General features: G+C 66.8%; 17 protein-coding genes. 8 read left to right on the plus strand and 9 right to left on the minus strand.

What is annotated here, in order from left to right:
* Nucleotides 1-182 precede the first annotated feature (182 nt).
* From ABE487_RS04165 to ABE487_RS04195, 7 genes are all read right to left on the minus strand, one after another.
* A complete protein-coding gene (locus ABE487_RS04165) occupies nt 183-1,496 on the minus strand; it encodes a type II toxin-antitoxin system HipA family toxin (protein WP_346451411.1) in 1,314 nt (437 codons plus the stop codon).
* A 28-nt stretch (nt 1,497-1,524) separates the two neighbouring features.
* Nucleotides 1,525-1,776 (minus strand): helix-turn-helix transcriptional regulator, encoded by a 252-nt coding sequence (locus ABE487_RS04170; protein ID WP_346451410.1) that lies wholly within the window; start codon nt 1,774-1,776, stop codon nt 1,525-1,527.
* A 76-nt stretch (nt 1,777-1,852) separates the two neighbouring features.
* The gene (locus ABE487_RS04175; protein ID WP_346451409.1) at nt 1,853-2,797 is read right to left on the minus strand and encodes a LysR family transcriptional regulator; all 945 of its coding nucleotides are present in this window, start codon (nt 2,795-2,797) and stop codon (nt 1,853-1,855) included.
* Between the two features lie 29 nt (nt 2,798-2,826).
* A complete protein-coding gene (locus ABE487_RS04180; protein WP_346451407.1) occupies nt 2,827-3,786 on the minus strand; it encodes an MBL fold metallo-hydrolase in 960 nt (319 codons plus the stop codon).
* A 103-nt stretch (nt 3,787-3,889) separates the two neighbouring features.
* Nucleotides 3,890-5,098 carry a serine hydrolase domain-containing protein gene (locus ABE487_RS04185; protein ID WP_346451406.1) on the minus strand — a complete coding sequence of 403 codons (1,209 nt, stop codon included), beginning with the start codon at nt 5,096-5,098 and terminating at the stop codon, nt 3,890-3,892.
* Nucleotides 5,099-5,227: 129 nt separating this feature from the next.
* Nucleotides 5,228-5,602: a hypothetical protein gene (locus ABE487_RS04190; protein ID WP_346451405.1), complete on the minus strand. Its 375-nt coding sequence runs from the start codon at nt 5,600-5,602 to the stop codon at nt 5,228-5,230.
* A 134-nt stretch (nt 5,603-5,736) separates the two neighbouring features.
* The gene (locus ABE487_RS04195; RefSeq protein WP_346452865.1) at nt 5,737-6,450 is read right to left on the minus strand and encodes a methyltransferase domain-containing protein; all 714 of its coding nucleotides are present in this window, start codon (nt 6,448-6,450) and stop codon (nt 5,737-5,739) included.
* A 22-nt stretch (nt 6,451-6,472) separates the two neighbouring features.
* On the opposite strand from ABE487_RS04195, the gene ABE487_RS04200 reads away from it, so the two are divergent.
* The 4 genes from ABE487_RS04200 (at nt 6,473) to ABE487_RS04215 (ending at nt 11,831) form a co-directional block, all read left to right on the plus strand.
* A complete protein-coding gene (locus ABE487_RS04200) occupies nt 6,473-6,895 on the plus strand; it encodes an Rrf2 family transcriptional regulator (protein ID WP_346451403.1) in 423 nt (140 codons plus the stop codon).
* A gap of 429 nt (nt 6,896-7,324) precedes the next feature.
* On the plus strand, nt 7,325-8,509 hold the full coding sequence (locus tag ABE487_RS04205; RefSeq protein WP_346451402.1) for an efflux RND transporter periplasmic adaptor subunit: 1,185 nt from the start codon (nt 7,325-7,327) through the stop codon (nt 8,507-8,509).
* 2 nt (nt 8,510-8,511) lie between these two features.
* Nucleotides 8,512-10,458: a MacB family efflux pump subunit gene (locus tag ABE487_RS04210; protein ID WP_346451400.1), complete on the plus strand. Its 1,947-nt coding sequence runs from the start codon at nt 8,512-8,514 to the stop codon at nt 10,456-10,458.
* Between the two features lie 2 nt (nt 10,459-10,460).
* Nucleotides 10,461-11,831 carry an efflux transporter outer membrane subunit gene (locus tag ABE487_RS04215; protein ID WP_346451399.1) on the plus strand — a complete coding sequence of 457 codons (1,371 nt, stop codon included), beginning with the start codon at nt 10,461-10,463 and terminating at the stop codon, nt 11,829-11,831.
* 44 nt (nt 11,832-11,875) lie between these two features.
* Here the strand turns inward: ABE487_RS04215 and ABE487_RS04220 are convergent, their stop codons facing one another.
* On the minus strand, nt 11,876-13,690 hold the full coding sequence (locus tag ABE487_RS04220) for an ABC transporter ATP-binding protein (protein WP_346451398.1): 1,815 nt from the start codon (nt 13,688-13,690) through the stop codon (nt 11,876-11,878).
* Between the two features lie 448 nt (nt 13,691-14,138).
* On the opposite strand from ABE487_RS04220, the gene ABE487_RS04225 reads away from it, so the two are divergent.
* The 4 genes from ABE487_RS04225 to ABE487_RS04240 all read left to right on the plus strand — a co-directional run bounded on the left by ABE487_RS04225 (nt 14,139) and on the right by ABE487_RS04240 (nt 17,512).
* Complete coding sequence (locus ABE487_RS04225; protein WP_346442419.1) at nt 14,139-14,762, plus strand: GntR family transcriptional regulator; 624 nt, start codon at nt 14,139-14,141, stop codon at nt 14,760-14,762.
* A 154-nt stretch (nt 14,763-14,916) separates the two neighbouring features.
* Nucleotides 14,917-15,057 (plus strand): hypothetical protein, encoded by a 141-nt coding sequence (locus tag ABE487_RS04230; protein ID WP_346451396.1) that lies wholly within the window; start codon nt 14,917-14,919, stop codon nt 15,055-15,057.
* A gap of 50 nt (nt 15,058-15,107) precedes the next feature.
* Nucleotides 15,108-15,788 carry a lasso peptide biosynthesis B2 protein gene (locus ABE487_RS04235; protein ID WP_346451394.1) on the plus strand — a complete coding sequence of 227 codons (681 nt, stop codon included), beginning with the start codon at nt 15,108-15,110 and terminating at the stop codon, nt 15,786-15,788.
* Nucleotides 15,788-17,512 carry an asparagine synthase-related protein gene (locus ABE487_RS04240; protein ID WP_346451392.1) on the plus strand — a complete coding sequence of 575 codons (1,725 nt, stop codon included), beginning with the start codon at nt 15,788-15,790 and terminating at the stop codon, nt 17,510-17,512. Before ABE487_RS04235 ends, ABE487_RS04240 begins: the two co-directional genes overlap by 1 nt.
* Here the strand turns inward: ABE487_RS04240 and ABE487_RS04245 are convergent.
* Entirely contained in the window at nt 17,441-19,630 is a 2,190-nt protein-coding gene (locus tag ABE487_RS04245; protein WP_346451391.1) for an Atxe2 family lasso peptide isopeptidase, read from the minus strand. The genes ABE487_RS04240 and ABE487_RS04245 overlap by 72 nt on opposite strands.
* Nucleotides 19,631-19,636: the final 6 nt, after the last annotated feature.

A 19,636-nucleotide genomic window follows, 5' to 3' on the forward strand; every position in this document is an offset into this window, starting at 1 on the left:
GAAACACATCGACCGTCATGCACACGGCCGCAGACGTCAGATCAGACGGTCTGATCCGCTTGGAGTAAGTAAGGACTTAAGCCATCTCCTGGGGCCCCGCCCCGATGACATGGACGCTTCGACACCTCGATCCGCATCGCCGACGCGGCCACCACGTTTTGAACGCGCACACGATCTGCGTCTTACGGCGACATCTCACCGAGCGATCTGGCTGCCTGCTCGAGCCCGCCGAGAATGGCGTCGAGGACGCGCGGCGAGAAGTCGTGCGGCAAATCGGCTTGCACCTCAGTGATGGCAGCTGGCGTTCGCGCGAGCAGGTCTTCGATGATCGGCTCGGCCGTCGCCGCATAGCCGACCTGTTGCGCGGTGCTACTGAAGTGCCGGCGCTGAATGCTTTGCATGGCGTAATGCCGGTTCTTGCCGAGCAACGCCATCGCCGACTTGATGTCATACGGCGACCACTGGTTCGGACCATCGCCAAGCACCGGGTAGACCGACATCACGTCGTACAGCGGCGTCAGTTGGAAGCGGCCGCGAGGCAGAAGCTGCAGGCTGAAGTTCTTGGCATGGCCGTCGGGTGCACGCAGCAACCAGAACAGCACCTGCGCGGCCATCAACGTCTTCATGTCGGCCTCGGCATTCACGGACTGCCGCAGCGTCCCAAACAACGCCTTCAGCCCTGGACCGCCCTCGTTCTCGTACTTGCGCAAAGGCGAGCAGCCCTCGACCTGGCAGAAGTCCTCCTGCGGCAGACGCATCAGCCATTGGCCATCGGGGGCGACGCGCCGGTCGAAGCGTGTCACCACCAGCACGCGCTGGCGGCCGAATGTCGCAATGCGCGCCTCGGCCACGGGCAATCCGTAGGCTTTGAGCAAGCGCAGGCACAGCCATTCGTTGTCGACAGAGGTACTGAAGTCCGCGCGCCGCCCCCCCATCAGACCAAGCGGAAGCTTGAAGATGTGGCTCGTCGGGGTGGCGCCACGCGGGGCCAGCCATTGCCCATCCCACCACAGGAAGGCCGTCTTCTCCTGCGCGCCGGCCAGCGAGATGCGGAAGTCTGCATCTGGGTCTCGCGCCGCCGCGAACGCTGATGGCGACACGGTTTCGATCAGGTGCCGCTCGATCGCGTCCTCGGACAGGGATGTCCCCTCGATTCGATCGAAACCGATGGGCGCCTCGTCCTCGTCCAGGAGCTGGACAGCACCTACGCAGTCACGGCCGACGGCCTTGAGCAGGTCGAAGGGTTCGGTCGAGCCCGTCCTGAAGCGCTCGGCCACCCGGCGCCGGATGGCGTCGCTGTCAGGCAACAGGTTGTCGAAAAAATGGGCGACCTTCTCGCCCTTGAGTGGCAGGTTCTGCAGCGTGAACGGCAGCGACAAGGACAGTGGTCGGCCGACGTCGGCGTCACGCCAGTCGGCGTCGTACTGGAGCTCCATCTCCCCGCGCGCGGGGATGGTCCACCTGCCGACGCGGACACCGTTGGTCCAGATGGACAAGCTGCGGCTGTGCGATCGACGTCCCATCTCACCAGTCCGTGGTTGCCGACGAGGATGCAGGGGCGCCCCGCCGCCCCATACCCAACTCCAGGCCCAGTGCCGCGCACCAGGCAAGCAACTGCGCCACGCTCATCTCGTGCGCATTGAGTTCAAGGTGCGACACTCGCGACTGGCTCAGGCCCAGCCTCGACGCCAGCGCCGCCTGGGTCAGCCCCTGCGCTTTACGCGCGGCCTGCAGCAGGGCCCCGAGTTGCGCACTCGTCAGCAAGGGATGAGGCATGGTCGGCATCGTGATACCCGATATCGAGGTAAATGCAATTTAGCTGGATTCAGGGTAAACGCAAAATACCTGGATTTCAACTAAAACTCACCGGTCTTTCAGCCGCTCGAGGTCGCACCCGCCGCCTGGAACAACAGCTTGCGGAACCAGACACTGGCAGCGTCCTCGCGGCTGCGAGGATGCCAGTCGGCGCTGATCGTGAACTGGGGCAACGCGAGCGGCGGTGCGAACAGGTCCAACGAGGCACCGAAGCGCTGCAGCAAGCGCCCGGGCAGCGTGCACAGCAGGTCGGTGTGGCCGCCAGGGCTGGCGCCGTCGCGTAGCTTTCGGTGGACATGACGACCTGGCGGCGACGGCCCAGCTTGGCCAGCGCCGTATCCACGACACCGGAGAACGGATCGCCGGCGGACGAGACCACCAGATGCGCCGCTGCGCAGAAGGCCGGCAGGCTCGGCTTGCGTCCACCGCGTGGATGCCCCTTGCGTTGGGCGGTGAGGAATGTGTCGCTGAACAACCGCCGCCCCACCCAGCCGTGCTCGGCGACATCGCTGAGCCCGACGAACACATCCACCTCGCCGCGCTCCATCTGCCCCGGCAGGACCTGCATGTCCGGCAGCGCGAAACGGATGCGCACCTGCGGTGCCTGCGCCCGCAAGCGGTTGATCAGGTCCGATCCCAGCATCAAGGCCGGATTCTCGTGCAACGCAACGACAAAGGTCCGTTGACTGGTTCGAGGATCGAACGTCGCCGGCGCCACCAGCTCTGCAAGGCCGCTCAGGACATCGTCCAGCATCGGCCGCAACGCCAGCGCCCGCGGCGTCGGCACCACACCGCGGCCACTGGGCGCCGCGACGAACAGCCGATCATCGAACACCTGCCGCAACCGCCCCAGCCGAGCCGACATCGCCGGCTGGCTGATGCCCAGTCGCTGCGCGGCATGGGTGATGTTCTGCTCGACCAGCAACGCATCGAGCGTCAGCAGCAGGTCCATGTCCAGACCGGAGGGCAAGGCGGCGCGCATCGACAACGCTAGGGAGCCTGACGATTGGTCTAGGTGACCGGTACCCAATCATAGCCACCGCCTGCAGCAGCCCGGACGTGGCCGATGCCCGGAAACGGCAGATGCGGCGCGGCGATCAGCCTGCGCTCGCGGGCGAACATGGCGAACTGCGCCTGACGCACCTCAGCCGCACCGGCAGGATTCTGATCGTAGGCGATCGTGACCCCGGGCTCGGGGAACTGCACGGCCGCCGCATGGATCAGGTCGCCCACGAAGGTCACGCTTTCGCTGGCGCTGTCGAGGCGATAGAACGCGGACCCGGGCGTGTGCCCGGGGGGCACCGTACCGGTGATGCCCGGCAGCACTTGCTGGGTGCCCGAGAAGGTGACCACCTGGTCGGCCTCGAGGTACGGCTTCAAGCTCATCCGGGCACCCTCGAAGTACTGGGCGTCGTAGCCGCTCTCGCGCCGGGCGTCATCGTCGAAGAAGAAGTCCACGTCGGGCTTGCCGATGTGCACCACGGCGTTGGGGAAGACGCGCTCGCCATCGCGCACCAGCCCGGCAGCATGGTCGGAATGGGCGTGCGTGAGCAGCACGTCGGTCACATCCTCCGGGCGCAGGCCCTGGGCGGCCAGGCTCTCGACCAGACGGCCGCCATTGCCAGGCCCGAACGCCTGCCCGGCGCCGGTATCGACCAGCACGCGATGGCCGGGCAGTTCGACCAGGAAGACATTGATGGACGCCTCGATCGGATTGCGCTCGAAATTGCGCATCAGCAGATCGTCGATCGCCTGCGGCGTCGTGCCTTGCAACAACTGGTGCAGATCCTGCGCCACCGTGCCATCGGTCAATGCGGTCACGGTGACCTCGCCGACACGCACGCGATAGCCGCCGGCCTGCTGCTGCAGCACCTGCGACGGGGGATCGGCGTGGGCGGAGATGGCGGGAACCTGGAACAACGCGGCGGCCAGCAGCAGCGCGGCCGTGAGCGGCGTCCTGGACAGAGACATGTGCAATACGCTCTGGAGAAGGGATGCCCCATCGTAGGCGCCGCCCCGTCATCCAACCAGCCCGCTGCAATCGATAGGCGTCATCCACGCCATGGATAGCGCATCAATGCGCCTGCCCGTGACGCAGCGCCTCCGCATGGGTGAGCAGGGCCTTGAGAATGCCGACATAGGCCTTCTCGGTGTCCGCGCCCGCGGTGTTGGTGAAGAAGATGATCCCGGTACGCAGGTCGGGCGTGGCCAGCATCTCGGTCTTCATGCCCGGATCGCTGCCACCGTGCCCGACATACTTGGTGTTGAACTTGGTCTGCCAGAACAAGCCCGAGTTCTTCTCGGCGATGTCGACATTGCCGGGCTTGTGGGTGGGCGTGAACTGCAGGCGCAGCATCTCGTCCACCGAGTTCTGCTGCAACACGCGATTTTCGTTCCCCTGTCCGCGATTGAGCAGCGCGATGAAGAACTTCGACAGATCCTCGACCGAGGTCCGCAGGCCGCCATCGGGCCAGGTGGTCACGGTGTAGGGCTGGATCGCAATCGCCATCTCGTCCTGCGCCAGGTACAGCGTCGCGTCTGGCGTCGACCCGGCGGGGGCCAAGTGCCAACGCGTGCTGTGCATGCCCAGCGGCTCGAAGAAGCGGCTTTGCGTGTAGCGCGCCAGCGGCTCGCCCGTGACGCGCTCGACGATGTAGCCGGCCAGGCCGGCCCCGATGTTGGAGTAGTCACGCGCCGCGCCCGGGGCCGCGGACAGGAAATTCTCGGGCGCGTAGTCTGCCCCGCCGGCGACCAGATATCCCCGCAGGAACTCTCCCAAGGGCTGCGGCGCGTCGCGTCCGAAGTGATAGCTGGTGGCATACAGCGACCAACGATCGCTGATGCTGGACGTGTGGGTCGCCAGCTGTCGCAGCGTGATCGGCTGATCCGGATGATGCGGGTTGCGGACCGCGAATGGCAGGTAGTCGCTCACGTCGGCATCGAGCGACAACCGCCCCTCCTCCTGCGCCCGCATCATTGCCGCGCCTACGACGGTCTTGCTGATGGAGGCGATGTTCATCACGGTATCGGGGGTGAACGGGCGCCCCGATTCCAGGTCGGCCTGGCCATAACCGCCCCGCCACACCACCTTGCCATCCAGAATGACCGCGGCGGCAACCCCGACCAAGTGGCCCTCGGCCATCTGGCGCTGGATCTCGGCGTCGATCGGCGCGCTGTCTGCATGTGCGGCGGACGCAGCGGACGTCTGCGCAGTCGCCGTCGTCGCGTGGAGGCCGAGCAGCGCAGCAAGAAGGCCAGGAAGAACTGCGTAGCGGACGGCCATGGGCGACTCCGACGGGAAGATCGGATTCTTCGGCCGGCGCGGGGGCGTCACAGGTGCCATTGGTCACGCCCGCAATGACCGGAGCCGGCATGCCCAAGGCCGAGGGCGGCCCCTCGCCGCGATCGAGCATCAGTCCAGGTACTTCCCCGAGCCCGCCCCATCCTTATGGCGGACGCGCAACTGCGCCAGCAGCTCGGGCGCCAGCAGTCGGGCATTGATGCCATGTCGCGTGCGGCTGGAGGCACGCGGCGCCCAATGGGTGACACACCCGCAGGTCCGACACCGGTGGAAGTCGACATGGCGCCCGTTCCAGGCATAAGTGTCGGTGCCACCGTCCACCGGCAGCCCGGCGATGTCGGCGGCCTCGTAATAGACCCACAGCACGCCGTAGCGCCGGCACAGGCTGCAGTTGCAGTCGATGACCTCGACGGGTGCGTGGTTGAACTGCATCACCACCGCACCGCAGTGACAGCTGGCGCGCACGCCTGGATTGGAGTCGGTCATCGCGGTGTCCTCAGAGATGTCGTCAATGCAATCGCGTGTGGGTCGACGCCGGCGCGACCCCGAACAGCGAGGCCAGGACAACGCGCACAAAGTTGATGGATCCCGTCATCGACGCGGCGCCGGTTCGAACATGCTCAGCGACGCTCGATCGCCACGATCGTGTCGAGCACGCTCGCCTGCTCGCCGGACGGGCCGAACGCCGTACGCGAAAGCGAACCGACGAACACCTCCCGCCACTGCGCTGGCGCCAGTGCCAGTGCGGCCAGTTCGTCGGCGGCGCTCGGGTACACCGTGTCCGGCGCACTCCACGACCACGGCGCGCGCGAGCCATGGGTGACGAGCAGCAGCAAGCCCCCTGCCCCGACCGCCTGCGCGGCGCGGCGCAACACCTGGGTGCGGCCAAAGGGCATCGGCGACTGCAGGAACAGCGCCGTCACCAGATCGAACGTGCCTGGCAGGAAGCGTTCGCCCAGGTCGTGACGTTCGAACTGGACATGGCCGGCCACGCCCGCGGCGCTGGCCGCGACTCGCGCCGCTTCGAGCGCCGTCTCGGAGATATCGACCCCGGTGACCATCCAGCCGCGCTGCGCCAGCCAGATCGCATCATCGCCGCGGGCGCAGCCCAGTTCCAAGGCGCGCCCCGGCGTGCCTCCTTCGGCAAAGCGCGTCAACACTTTGGACGGCCGCCCACTCGGCGGTGTGGTCCTGCCAGCGTAGATGCGCTCCCAAAAAGCGCGTGCGGTGTCTTCGGCGTGTCCCCCCTCGGGGGGCGCTGCATGTCGGCTTGAGGATGTCATGTAACATACGATGTACCGTAAGTGTGCGAGCGTCAACCCTCGTGCGTTCATTTGTTACAGAAGGAGTCACACCGTGCGTCGAGACAGCCGTCTGCCCCGGGTCCTGCACGCGCTGCTGCATCTCGAGCACATGGAGGGCCCGGCGACCTCGGAGTTGATTGCCCAGATGCTGGGCACCAATCCGTCCGTGGTCCGCCGCACGATGGGGGGACTGCGCGAGGCCGGCATCGTGGTCTCCGTCAAAGGGCATGGCGGCGGCTGGTCGCTCGCCAAGCCACTGACCGACGTCTCGCTGCTCGAGATCTACCGCGCGCTCGGTGCACCCACGCTGTTCGCCATCGGCAGCGATGACGAGCAGACCACCTGCCTGCTGGCCCGCGCCGCGAACGCGGCCACCGCCCATGCGCTGGCCCATGCGCAACAGCAGTTCGAGGCCCATCTGGGCAGCGTGTCTGTCGCGGACCTGGCCGCCGATTTTCGCGCCTGGCAGGGTTGAGCCTGCACTGGGACGTTAAGGCGCTAACGCGCGCGGAACGGTGCAGCGCGGTCGCCCAACATCGGACGGCCGAGATCGGAAGATGGAGCGCCAGCGTCTGCGCCGATGGGCACCGGAACGTCGCGATTCACGGAGAAGCGGGGCCGCTGCCCCACCCCCGCCCTCCCCCACAAGCACGCGCACACCAAGGGCCTGTCGCGTTGCAAGCGATGTTTGAACCTCCCCCCTGAGATTGGATGCCAAGAATCAGGGGGCACGCGGCCGCCCTAGCCCGGCGGCGCGCTGGCGGCATCCAGCCGTCCCCATCCAATCTCCACACGATCGCCAATGCTTCGCCACTCGGCGCTGTCAGCCTTCCGTGCTTCGAGCATCGGGCGCTGCCGTGTGCGCCAGGTTGGGCCACGGCGCAGCGCCTCCACGAGAGGACACATGATCTTGAATCGCAAATGGGCCGTCAGCGCCGTGGTCGCTGCCTGCGTCATCGCGGGCATCGTGTTGTGGCGAATCTATGCCCAGCCGGCCGTCGAGCACGCCACGGCCGCGGTCACTGTGGGCGACCTGGAGCAGACGGTGCTGGCGGTCGGCCGCCTGCGCGCCAAGGAGCTGGTCGCCGTCGGCGCCCAGGTGTCGGGCCAGGTCCAGCGGCTACACGTGGCGCTGGGCCAGAAAGTGAAGGCCGGAGATCTGATCGCCGAAGTCGATGCCCAGCCGCAGCGGATCGCATTGCGCAACGCCGAGGCGTCGGTGAACGCGCTGCAAGCCCAGCTCGCCGCGCGGCGAGCGGCGCTGATGCAAGCGCAACTCACCTTCCAGCGTCAGCAGGAACTGCTGGCGGCCGATGCGACTTCGCGCGCTGACCATGAGGCCGCCAAGGCCGCGCTGGATACCGCCGGTGCGGAGATCGCCTCGCTACAGGCGCAGCTCGAACAAGCGCGTACCCAGGTCGAGACCGCAGGCATCAACCTGGGCTATACCCGCATCGTCGCGCCAATGGACGGCGTCATCGTGGCGGTGGTCACCAAGCAGGGCCAGACCCTCAACTCGTTCCAGTCCACGCCGACCATCGTCATGCTGGCCAAGCTGGACGTGATGACGGTGCGCGCCCAGATCGCCGAGGCCGACGTGGACAAGATTCAGCCCGGCCAGACGGTGTGGTTCACCACGCTGGGCAATCGCCGTCAACGCTACCAGGCACGCATCCAGCAGATCGAGCCCGCCCCCGAGTCCATCGTCAACGAGGTGGGAGGTGCGGCATCCGCGGCAGGCACGGCCAATACCGCCAAGGCCATCTATTACGACGCGCTGTTCGACGTGCCCAACCCGGAGGGCACGCTGCGGCCTTCGATGACCGCGCAGGTCTCGGTGCAGATCGCCGCGGTCAAACGGGCGGTGCTGATGCCGACCGCTGCGCTGGGTGAGCAGGTGGCGGAGAACACCCATCGCGTCCGGGTGATGGACCCGCGCGGCCAGGTCTCCGAGCGGCAGGTCCGAATCGGCCTGCGCACCAACGCCAAAGCGCAGGTCCTGGCCGGGCTGGAACCGGGCGAGCAAGTGATCATCGGCGAGGCAAAGCCCGAGACCGTGACGGCCGACCCCGGCCTGATGGGCTTTTGAGCATGAACGCTGCGCTACTGGAAATGCGTGCCCTGCGCCGGGAGTTTCCTGCCGGCGAAGGCGTGGTCACCGTGCTCAAGGACATCGACCTGCGCATCGACGCCGGCGAGATGGTGGCCATCGTCGGCGCCTCGGGCTCGGGCAAATCGACCCTGATGAACATCCTCGGTTGCCTGGATCGCCCGAGCGCAGGCAGTTACCGGATCGCCGGCCAGCAAACCGGTGACTTGGCGCCGGACGCACTGGCCGCGCTGCGCCGTGAGCGTTTCGGCTTCATCTTCCAGCGCTACCACTTGCTTGCCGACCTGTCCGCGCAGAGCAACGTCGAACTGCCGGCCGTCTATGTCGGCACCGATGCCGCAGCGCGCCACGCTCGTGCCCGGACCTTGCTCGAACGGCTCGGGCTGGGCGACCGGACGCAGCATCGCCCAGGTCAGCTGTCAGGCGGGCAGCAGCAGCGCGTGTCGATCGCCCGGGCGTTGATGAACGGTGGCGCGGTGATTCTTGCCGACGAACCCACGGGCGCACTGGACAGCGGCAGCGGCGAAGAAGTGATGCGCATCCTCAAGGAACTGCACGCCGAAGGGCACACCATCATTCTGGTGACCCATGACATGGCGGTGGCTCGCCATGCGCAACGGGTGATCGAAATCAGCGACGGGGCGATCATTGCCGACCGCCGCAACGCGGCGGCCGATGCGCCGCGCACGGTGCCGGCGCCGCCGCAAGTGCCGGCCAGTTCATGGCGGGTGTTCGTCGACCGGTTCGGCGAAGCCTTCGTCATGGCCCTGCGGGCCATGCACGCACACCGCCTGCGCACTTTCCTGACCATGCTCGGCATCATCATCGGCATTGCCGCCGTGGTCTCGGTGGTGGCCTTGGGCCGTGGCGCGCAGCAGCAGGTCATGGCGCAGATCAGCGACCTGGGCACCAATACCCTGGACATCTATCCGGGGCAGGACTTCGGCGACCTCCGCGCCGACGCAGTGGAGACACTGATCGCCGCCGACGCCCAGGCGCTGGCGGAGCAGCCCTATGTCGACAGCGCCACACCCAATCTGTCGAGCAGCGTCACCGCGCTGTATCGCGCGCGCGCGGTGTCTGCACAGGTCACCGGGGTCGGCCCCAGTCACTTCCGGGTGCGCGGGCTGCGCCTGGCCGCAGGCCGCTTCTTCGATCAGCACGACGCCGAACAACACGCACAGGTCGCGGTCATCGACCCGAAGGCCGCCGCAGCGCTGCTGCCTGATGGCGGCAGCCCGCTCGGCGAGGTGGTCCTGCTGAGCAACATGCCGGTGGAGATCATCGGCGTGCTGAAGCCGACCCAGAACAGTTTCGGCGGCTCGACGCCCACGTTCTATGTCCCCTACACGGCCGCCTCCACCCGCCTGGTCGGCAAGTACCACCTGGACAACATCACCGTGCGGGTCAGCGATGGCGTCTCCAGCAAGATCGCCCAGCAGGCCGCGACCGCGCTGCTGACCGAACGCCATGGCGGTAAAGACTTCTTCGTCATGAACTCAGATCAGATCCGCCAGACCATTTCCCGCACCGGCAGCACACTGACGCTGCTCATCTCCACCATCGCCATGATCGCCCTGCTGGTCGGCGGCATCGGCGTGATGAACATCATGCTGGTGTCGGTGACCGAGCGCACCCGCGAGATCGGCGTGCGCATGGCCATCGGCGCGCGACAGTCCGACATCCTGCAACAGTTCCTGATCGAGGCGGTGCTGGTGTGTCTGGTCGGCGGCGTTCTGGGCGTATCGCTGGCACTGGCGTTCGGTCTGGTCGCCAGCATCGCCGGACTCGGTTTCCCGTTGTCCTTTTCCGCCTGGTCGATCGTGCTGGCAGTGGCCTGCTCGACGTTGATCGGCATCACGTTCGGCTTCCTGCCGGCACGCAACGCCGCCCGGCTCGATCCCGTCCAAGCGTTGGCGAGGGACTGATCATGCGCCCCCTGATTTCCTGCATCGCACTGGGCAGCGTGCTCCTGACCGGCTGCGCTGCGTTCACCCGAACGCCTTATCGGGTGCCGGACGTCCCCCTGCCGGTGTCCTACCAACATGCCCCGCCTGCCGGCGCCGGCGTTCGCGCCGACACCTGGTGGCGCGCCTACAGTGATCCACAGCTCGACGCCTGGGTGGGGCTTGCGCTGGCGCGCAACCCTGATCTGGCCGCCGCCGCCATTCGCGTGCGCCGCGCGACGCTGGAAGCCAGATTGGCAGGCAATGCCCTGCGCCCGACCGTCAACGGCGGTGTCGGTCACGGCCTGAGCCGTCCGCTGTCGGGCGACGCCCGCGCCACCACCGAGAGCGCCAACGCCACGCTGGGCGCCAGCTGGGAGCTGGATCTGTTCGATCGGCTGGGCGCGCAGCGCGACGCCGCCGTGTTCGAGGCGCAAGCCAGCGCCGAGGACCGCGATGCCGTGGCGTTGACGCTGATCGGCACCACGGCCAGCCTGTACTGGCAACTGGGCCTGGCCAACGAACGCATCGACCTGGCGGAACAAGGCCTGGCCTACGCCCGCCGTACCCGCGAGCTGGTGCAGGCGCAGTACCAGAGCGGCGCAGTCTCCGGACTGGAGCCGCGTGAGGCCGAACAGTCGCTGGCCCAGCAACAAGCACAGCTAAGCCAATTGATCCAGGCGCGTGCCGACCTGCGCCAGGCGCTGGGCGTGTTGTTCGATGGCGCCGCCACGCCCGGTAGCGAACCCCAGCGCTTGCCGGTCAGCGTCCTGCCGAGCATCGCTGCCGGGCTGCCCGCCGACCTGCTCGGCCGCCGGCCGGACCTGCGCGCCGCCGAACTGCGACTACGCGCCACCCTGGCCGCCAGCGACGCGGCGAAAGCCCGCTACTACCCGTCCCTCTCGCTGACCGGCGCCCTGGGCACATCCAGCAAGGAGTTGCTCAACGTACTGAGCAATCCGGTGGCCACGCTGGGCGCCAATCTGACCCTGCCATTCCTCAACGTCCGCGAGATGCGCCTGAACACCGCCATCGCGCGCACGCGCCATGAGGAGGCCGTGGTCCTGTTCCGCAAATCGCTGTACACGGCGCTGGCGGATGTGGAAAAAGCGCTGTCGGCGAGCACACAGCTTGCCGAACAGGAAGCCGCCCAGCAGCGCGTACGCGATCAGGCGATCGAGATCGAGCGCCTCTACCAAGCGCGTTACCGCGCCGGGCAGGTGCCCCTGCGGGCCTGGCTGGACGCGCAGGAGCGGCGCCGCAGCGCAGACTTGGGGTACGCCGCGCTGCATCTTGCGCGGCTGCAGAACCATGTCGCGCTGATCCAGGCGCTGGGCGGCGCGGCGGCACCGTAACGCCGCCGCGCCTCAGGTCATGATGCGGTCGCCAGGCGATGCAACTAGTGCGAGAAAGACTGCACAAGCCCGGCGTAGCGGCCACCCTGGGCCAGCAGCTGCGCATGCGTGCCCTGCTCGACGATCCGCCCCCGTTGCAGCACGACGATCAGATCGGCACGGCGGATCGTCGACAGCCGATGCGCGATGGTGATGGTCGTGCGGTCTTTCGACAGAACCGCCAGCGCCTCGGTCAGGGCCTGCTCGGTCTGCGTATCGAGCGCACTGGTGGCCTCATCGAGCAACAGCACCGGCGGGTTGCGCAGGATGGTGCGAGCCAGCGCCAGACGCTGTTTCTCACCGCCGGAGAAGCGCTGGCCGCGTTCACCGACCAACGTTTCATAACCCTCGGGGAGCGCATCGATAACGGCATCCAGCTGCGCGGCCCGGGCAGCGGCCAGCAGCTCGTCATCGGTGGCGTCCGGCTTGGCAAAGCGCAGGTTGTCGGCCACCGAGGCATGCAACAGGTACGGCTCCTGGGAGACCACGCCGAGCATACCGGTCAGTGACTGGAAGCTGAGATCGCGCACATCGACCCCGTCGTAGCGGATCGCCCCCCCATCCACGTCGTACAGCCGGGCCAGCAGATGGCCAAGCGTGGTCTTGCCCGATCCAGTGGCCCCGACGATGGCGACATGGGTGCCTGCCGGAATATCGATACTGATGTCCTCCAGCACCGGCCCGTTGTTCGGGTCATAGCGGAAGCTGACGCCGTCGACCGTCACCTGGCCACGCATCTGCGCACGCTCGAGCGTCACCGCACCAGTGCGCTCGGTGATCTCGACGGGCGTATCCAGATACTCGAAGATGCGCGCGAACAGTGCGCGCGTGGTACGCATGTCGCGCCCCAACTGAAGCAACTGCTCGAAAGGCCAGAGCAACTGTTCCTGCAGGGCGATCATGGCCACCAGCGTGCCGATGGTCAGCGGCGTGCTGCCGCCCATCAACCAACCGCCGAGCAGCAACGTCAGCGCAGGCAGGATCGACAGTGCCAACCCGATCAGCGCCCACTGCCATTCACCGGCAGTACGCGAGCGCACTTCCAGGGCCGCGACCTCCTGCGAGGTCCGGGAGAACCGGCGAACCAGGAACCCACTGCGGCCCATGGTCCGCGCGAGGATGATGCCCGAAAGCGACAGCGATTCCTGGACCGCCGCAGACAGATCCGCCTGCCTGGCCTGCTGCTCGTAGGTAATGGCCTCGCGCAGCTTGGCGACCCACTGGCTGATCACCACCGTCAGCGGAACGACCAGCAGCGAGAACAACGCCAGCCGCCAGTCGAGCAGGCACATGGCGAGGGCCGTCATCAGCACCGTGCTGAGGCTGCGCGCCAGCTCGTTGCCGGCATCGGTCACCAACGATTGCAGGCCGCCGATGTCATTGGCGATACGCGACTGGATCTCGCCGGTGCGGCTGCCGGCGAAGAATCGCAGCGACAGCGACTGCAGGTGCGCATACACACGCACGCGCAAATCGTGCAGGATCGCCTGCCCAATCCGGGCCGACAGAATGGTCTGCACCGTACTGATCGCCGCCCCCAGCACCGCCACCGCGACCAGCCCGCCGACCAGCCAGAGCAGCAGGGCAAAGTTGGCGCCTGGCAGTGCATCGTCGATGATGGCCCGCAGCAGGAACGGCGCGGCCATGCCGATCATGGAGCCAACGATCAACAGCGCCACGACCGAAAGAATGCGTAGCCGGTACGGCGCGAACAAGGCGAGCACACGCCGCATGGAAACGTGGGCGGCGGCGAGCGCTTCGTAATCCTGCCGCGCGTGTTCGGGTTGCTCTGCTGGTGTCTGCATCTCACTGTCATCCAAAGATGGCGATCCGGCCCACGGACATGTGGCCAGTCTGCTCGCCTGACCCCGGTATTCTGGCGCTCCCGGATGCATACGCGCTGCAGGCACCATGGAGATTGCGTGGAAACGACAGGTCGCTGCCCGGCCAGCGCGATCACCGGCGCGGAGAACGCAAAGCTGTCTAGGGACAAATTCGACCACATCCACCGCTGCATAATGCATCACGGCGATCGCTACGCAGGCACCTGTGAAGGCGACATTCCCAGCCGATACCCGGCCTGCCCGCGCCCGGAGGAAGCGGCGGCTGATCGTTGACCTGCACCAAGCAGCACCTTCGCGGCATGGGTGTCCGCGCGTTCACGCCCACTCACTCGAACAGGCGCCGTGGCCGCGCAGTTGCAGCGCGTTCCTCGAACAGTAAGATCGGCCCAAGGACAGGGGGAGCAAGCAGCCACGGAGGACAGCAATGATGATGGGGACCCTTCCGAAGGTCTGGGACGCGTGCGACAAGATCAGGCACGCGATCGTGCGTGGGCGATTCGTCCCAGGGCAGCGTCTGGAACCGGCCACATTGGCCGATGAGCTCACCACCAGCCTCACCCCGGTCCGGAACGCGCTGTATCGGCTGAGCGGCGAACGCCTGGTCGATGCGCATTCGCGAGACGGCTTCTACGTGCCCCTGCCTACCGAGGCCGCCCTGCGCGAGCTCTACGACTGCATGGAAGAGCGGCTGATGGCCTGCCTCGCCCGTGGCGCCTTGCCCGGTGACAGACCGTACAAGCGCCCCGCCCCACACGATGGCGCCGCCGAGGCGACGTGGCTGCTGTTCGACACCATTGCGCTCAAGACGCGCGTTGTCGAGACACGGTATATCACCCAGCAGGCCAACGACCGACTCGCGCCAATCCGTGTTGCCAAACGCAGCCTGTTTCCCGACGCACACGCCGAGCTGGACGAATTGATCACGGCTTGGGAGTGCGCCGACATCGCACGTCTGGCACGTGCGCTGCACGCCTACCACGCCCGTCGCCTCAACCGGGTGCCGGATATCGTGGCGCTGTTGAACGAAACGCGCCACGCGCCGCACTGAACGAAGCGCGCGATGCACCGCAATTTGCAGGTGCGCATCACACTTCCAGGGAATTCTGGAAGTACACAACGAAAATCATTTGAGAACACAAAGCAGGCGCTTCAACACTGGCTGCGTCATGGATGGTCCATGACATAACCGAAAGGAGACAGTGATGAAGACTCAAGAGAAGACCCACGCCACATCGCCGAACGACGTCGTCGAGCTCGGCGCCGCCAGCGTCGAGACCAAGGGCGAACTGATCGGCGTCGAGTTCATGGGGGACGACCCCGCACGTGGCATCTCTGAGCAGTGAGGCGGCAACGGGGCGCGCCGCCCATGGCGCGCCCCTCGCCCGTAACCGCCATGCCATACCAGCTCCGCTCCGATCACTCGTTCTGTCGTGTCGACGGGCGCGTCGTCCTGCTCGATTTGACCGGCGATCGTTACTTCCGCCTGCAGCCTGAATTGGAGCGGGTCCTCATCGCGCATCTTGTCGAAGGCGCAGACTGCACGGAAGACGAACTGGCGCACCTGGCAGCATTGGGCGTCCTCACTGAAGAAGCGCAACGGACCACGTTCTTCGACCGGGTCCCGCCGACACCGCCACGGCGAAGCGCACTTGAACAGGCGCCCTTGTCGGCGGCAATGCCCATTGGCGCGCAACTGCGGACGCTGGTACTCGTCACGAAGCTGAGCATTGCACTCAAGACCCGCGCCCTGATCAACGTTCTTGCTTCGATATCGAGCGAGCGCGCCGCCAGAACGCGTGGTGCCGAGACTGCCGGGAGCATCGACGAAAGTGGGCTAATCGATGCAGCGGGGACATTTGCTCGCGCACGTCTCGCCGTCCCCATTGAGACCTGCTGCCTACTCGATTCGCTGAGCCTCCTGCGTTTTCTCTCTGGCCACGGCCTGTTCGCACGCCTCGTGATCGGCGTGACCGGGTCACCGTTCTCCGCTCACTGCTGGGTACAGGCCGGTGATCTGGTCCTCAACGACAGCGTCGGGCATGCCATGGCGCACACACCGATTCGGGTGATCTGATGCGGTACCGCTACCTCGGCTTGATCGGTGACCCAGCAGCAGCGGATGCGCTGACGCCGAAGCTCGCAGCGATCGGCTTAAAGAAGCGCCTCGATGTGGGCGCGGCCGCGCTGCTCGTCTCAGACGACACGCCGGTTCTGCATGTCCCAGCTGGCGGCCTCCTGCTTGGGCGTCTGTTCGACGGTTCGGGGGCTCGTGTCGAAAACCTGAGGCGCCTCGCCACCGGCATCGAGCAAGATGCCTTGCCCACGTGGCTGGCGCGTCACTGCTGGGGCGAGTACCTGTTGGTACTGCGGGCAGCAGACGGAGGGGTGAGCCTCACCCGCGACCCGGCGCCCGCTTGCTCCTTTCCCTGCATCTACGTGCCGCGCCAGCAGGGCGCGATCTTTGCCTCTGACATTGCGCTCATGCGTGACGTGCCTCTTCAGGCGGGAGGTATTGACTGGGAGACGATCACCCGTTGCCTCGCCTACCCGCAGGCCAAGATGGATCGCACGGGCATTGAGGGCCTGCGAGAGCTTCTTCCGGGCAGCACCCTGCATGTCGGCGCCACCTGCCGGATCACGCAGACGTGGTCGCCCTGGACATTTACCGAAGCGAACCAGCGACACACCGATCCGCGCGAGGCGGCGGCCGATGTCCGCAGTGCAGTCACGCGTGCAGTGATGGCTGCCGCCAGCGATGCAGGCACTTTGCTCCTCGAACTGTCGGGCGGCCTCGACTCATCCGTCGTCGGCATCTGTCTGAAGGAACGATCGGATCCGTTGGTCTGCAGCACACTACGCGCCCCCACACCAGGCGCAGACGAGCAGCACTACGCGGCCCAAATTGCCGATCGGCTCGGCGCACCGCTGCACATTGCCGAACTCCGGCTCGATGCGGCCCACCATCACTTTCCCCTGCCCGTGCGGACCCCGCTACCGCGCGTGGGCGCACTGCAGCAGATCATCGATGCCACCGTCCAGACGGTGGCAGACCAGCTCGGTACCGATACATTCCTGACGGGTGGCGGGGGCGATGCCGTGTTCGCTTACCTCAAGTCGGCCGCGCCAGCAGCCGACGCCTTCCGCAGTCGAGGCATGGCCTGCGGTACCGCTGCAATCCGCGATCTCGCCACCCTGCATGGCTGCACGCGCTGGAAAGCAGGGAAACTGACCCTGGCCAAGCTCTTCAAGCGGCCGCGTGACTTGTTGGCGCCCGACACGCGCTTTCTCGCCAGCCATGCCGTCCTGCCGCCACCTGCTCCCCATCCATGGCTCGACGGCGCGGACGACGCGTTGCCTGGCGACCGCGAACGCGTATTCGCCCTTACGGTGACGCAGATGTTCCGCGACAGCGCCCCACGCGCCAAGGTTCGCCATATGGAGATGCCTCTCCTCTCCCAGCCCGTGGTGGAAGCGTGTCTGCGTGTCCCAAGCTGGATGTGGGTTGCCGGTGGTCGCAATCGCGCCATCGCGCGCGATGCCTTTGCCGACGTTCTGCCAGAGGACATCGTGCGACGGCGCAGCAAGGGCAGTTTCATGAGCTACATCGGGATGGTCTACGACCGCAACCGACGCGACATGCGCGCGTTCCTGTTGGACGGCAAGCTGCACGCCCAGGGGCTTCTCGACACGGTTGAGCTCCGGCGCGTCCTCGACGACGACCGCCCGTTACGGGACCGCGGGTTCATTCGACTGTTCGATCTTTGCACTGCGGAGAACTGGGCCCGGCAGCAAGGCTGAGGGCGAAACCGAAGCATCGCGTGATTCCGACACCGGCAATCCCTCCCGCATGGCACGCCAGGACGCGTACTGCGCCGCCTTTTCCGGCCCCTCGTCTTCTTGCCCAAGCAGCCAAAAGCGAAACCAGTCCAGATTGCGCTCGTACACAGCAAGCTTGTGGCGTGGCTGGAACTTCTGGTGCGGGGCATGCGGAAAGACGTACATGTCTGCGCGCCCGGACCGGATCAGCGGAATCGCGTAATCCAGTACGTGCATGTACTCCTGCTCTGGCATCTGCATCAGGATCGGAATGCGGAACCGGTCGAGATTGAACAGCGGCGACATCTGTTGCCAGCGCGGATGGCTCGTATCCAGCCCCCCGAGTTGCCAATACGTCTCAAGGCGCGATTCGAAAGCCTCGCCCTGCAGGCCCAGCAGCAGGCGCAACTGCGGAGAGATCATCGGTGAACTCACCGACGCGGCCGTCAGCACATCGGAATACACCGCCGTCCACAGGGTGGCTTCGGTGCCGAAGCTCAGCCCGCCCATGCCAACCTTGCCCCGATCTACCAGGCCCTGTGAAGCCAGATAGTCCACCGCGCTCTCCACCGCAGAACGCGCCAACTCGTAACGTTCTACCGCATCCATACGCACCGGCGCCCGGTTGATGCAGAGCGAGGCGATGCCGTTCGCGGCAAGAGCGGCAAACGGAATCTCGTCACCGAGCCCACCACGCACGTACCCGAGGCACCAGTAGTAGCTGATCACCAGTGGCGCCGGAGCAGTACGCGCCTGCGCGGGTGGGTAGAACTGGCCTGTGAAGCGCACTCCATGTGCATCGGTCCACTGGACCGTACGTGCCGGCGTCGCCTGCGTATCCCATGCAAGCCGTGCGTTCGGGGCATGGAGCACCCGGCGCTCACCCGATGTCAGATCCACGCGCTCGAGCCGGGGCGGTTGGTTCGGCTCGGCGACGACACAGGCCAGGGCTGCTGTCGAGACCCCACACATGCTCGCGCGGTCGCGCCCGCCGCCGATCAAACCATCGGTCACGGCCACAGGCTGCACTGCACCAGTCGCTGTGTTCCATCGGAAGATCGACTGCGTGTAGCCAGTCTCCGGCTCTGTAACCGTGAACAGCACATCTTCAGCCCCTGGCCGCCACTGCACGGCGGTGATCGCCGCCCCCGTGCAGGCGGGCGCGCCACAGACCATCCGGGCCGACGGCTTGGTGGCGTCAATGACCGAGAGCACCACGTCGGGCGACTCACGCACCCCGTCGCGACTGCCGACCCGCGTGACCAGGGCCGCCCGCGGACCACCCGGCTCTAATGCCCGCTTCCACGCGTTGCGCACATCCGCGGTGTCGAGCCGACTGTCGCGATCCTCGGCGGGCGGCCCGTCTGTGGGCCGATGCGCCCCTGTCGCCAGATCGACCGCATGCCAACGGTCTGGCGCATCCGAGAGCAGCGGATACCGGATGACCTCGTTGTCGCGCAGCCGCTGGGTGGCCGGCTGCTCACCCAGGTAGCCGGACCGGAACAGGCCCTGCCCCACGGCGATCGTGGCATCCAGGCGAATACCGGCGTCGTAGTCCTGCAGGTCTGCGTCGAGCACCTCATCGCGCGTCGCGCCCACCGCGTAATGGAGCGTGCGACCGTCCTGACTCAGATGGAAGGCCCGGACATCCGCGGGGTCGCGCGTCGCCCGACGCACCGCGGCCCCGTCCACGGCCGCGCGCCACACCTCAACCTTGCCATCGATCTGGGCGCGATAGTGGAGCCACCGGCTGTCGGGCGACCACACCACGTCCGGCGGCAGTGGCACGCCAGATGAGTTCCGCAGCGGCGTGCCGCCTTCGGCCACCCGACGAGGCGGCGACGCATCGACCAGGCTCGCGACATACCAGGCCGTTTCGTATGTGTTCCGCTCCACGGAGGCCCGCTCCGTGCGATAGGCCACCCAGCGCCCGTCAGGTGATACAACCGGACCGGCCAGATCGGTGATCTCGACCAAGGCCCGCGGGGTCACCGCGCCTGCGTCTCCCACGCACGCGGCCAGCGCGAGCAGGCCAACGCACAGGCGACCGCATGCCCTGCCCCGCAGCTTCATCGGACCAGCGTTCCATTCGTATCTCATGGCGGC

It is taken from the genome of Luteimonas sp. TWI596 (assembly GCF_039674105.1).
Classification (GTDB): Bacteria; Pseudomonadota; Gammaproteobacteria; order Xanthomonadales; family Xanthomonadaceae; genus Luteimonas.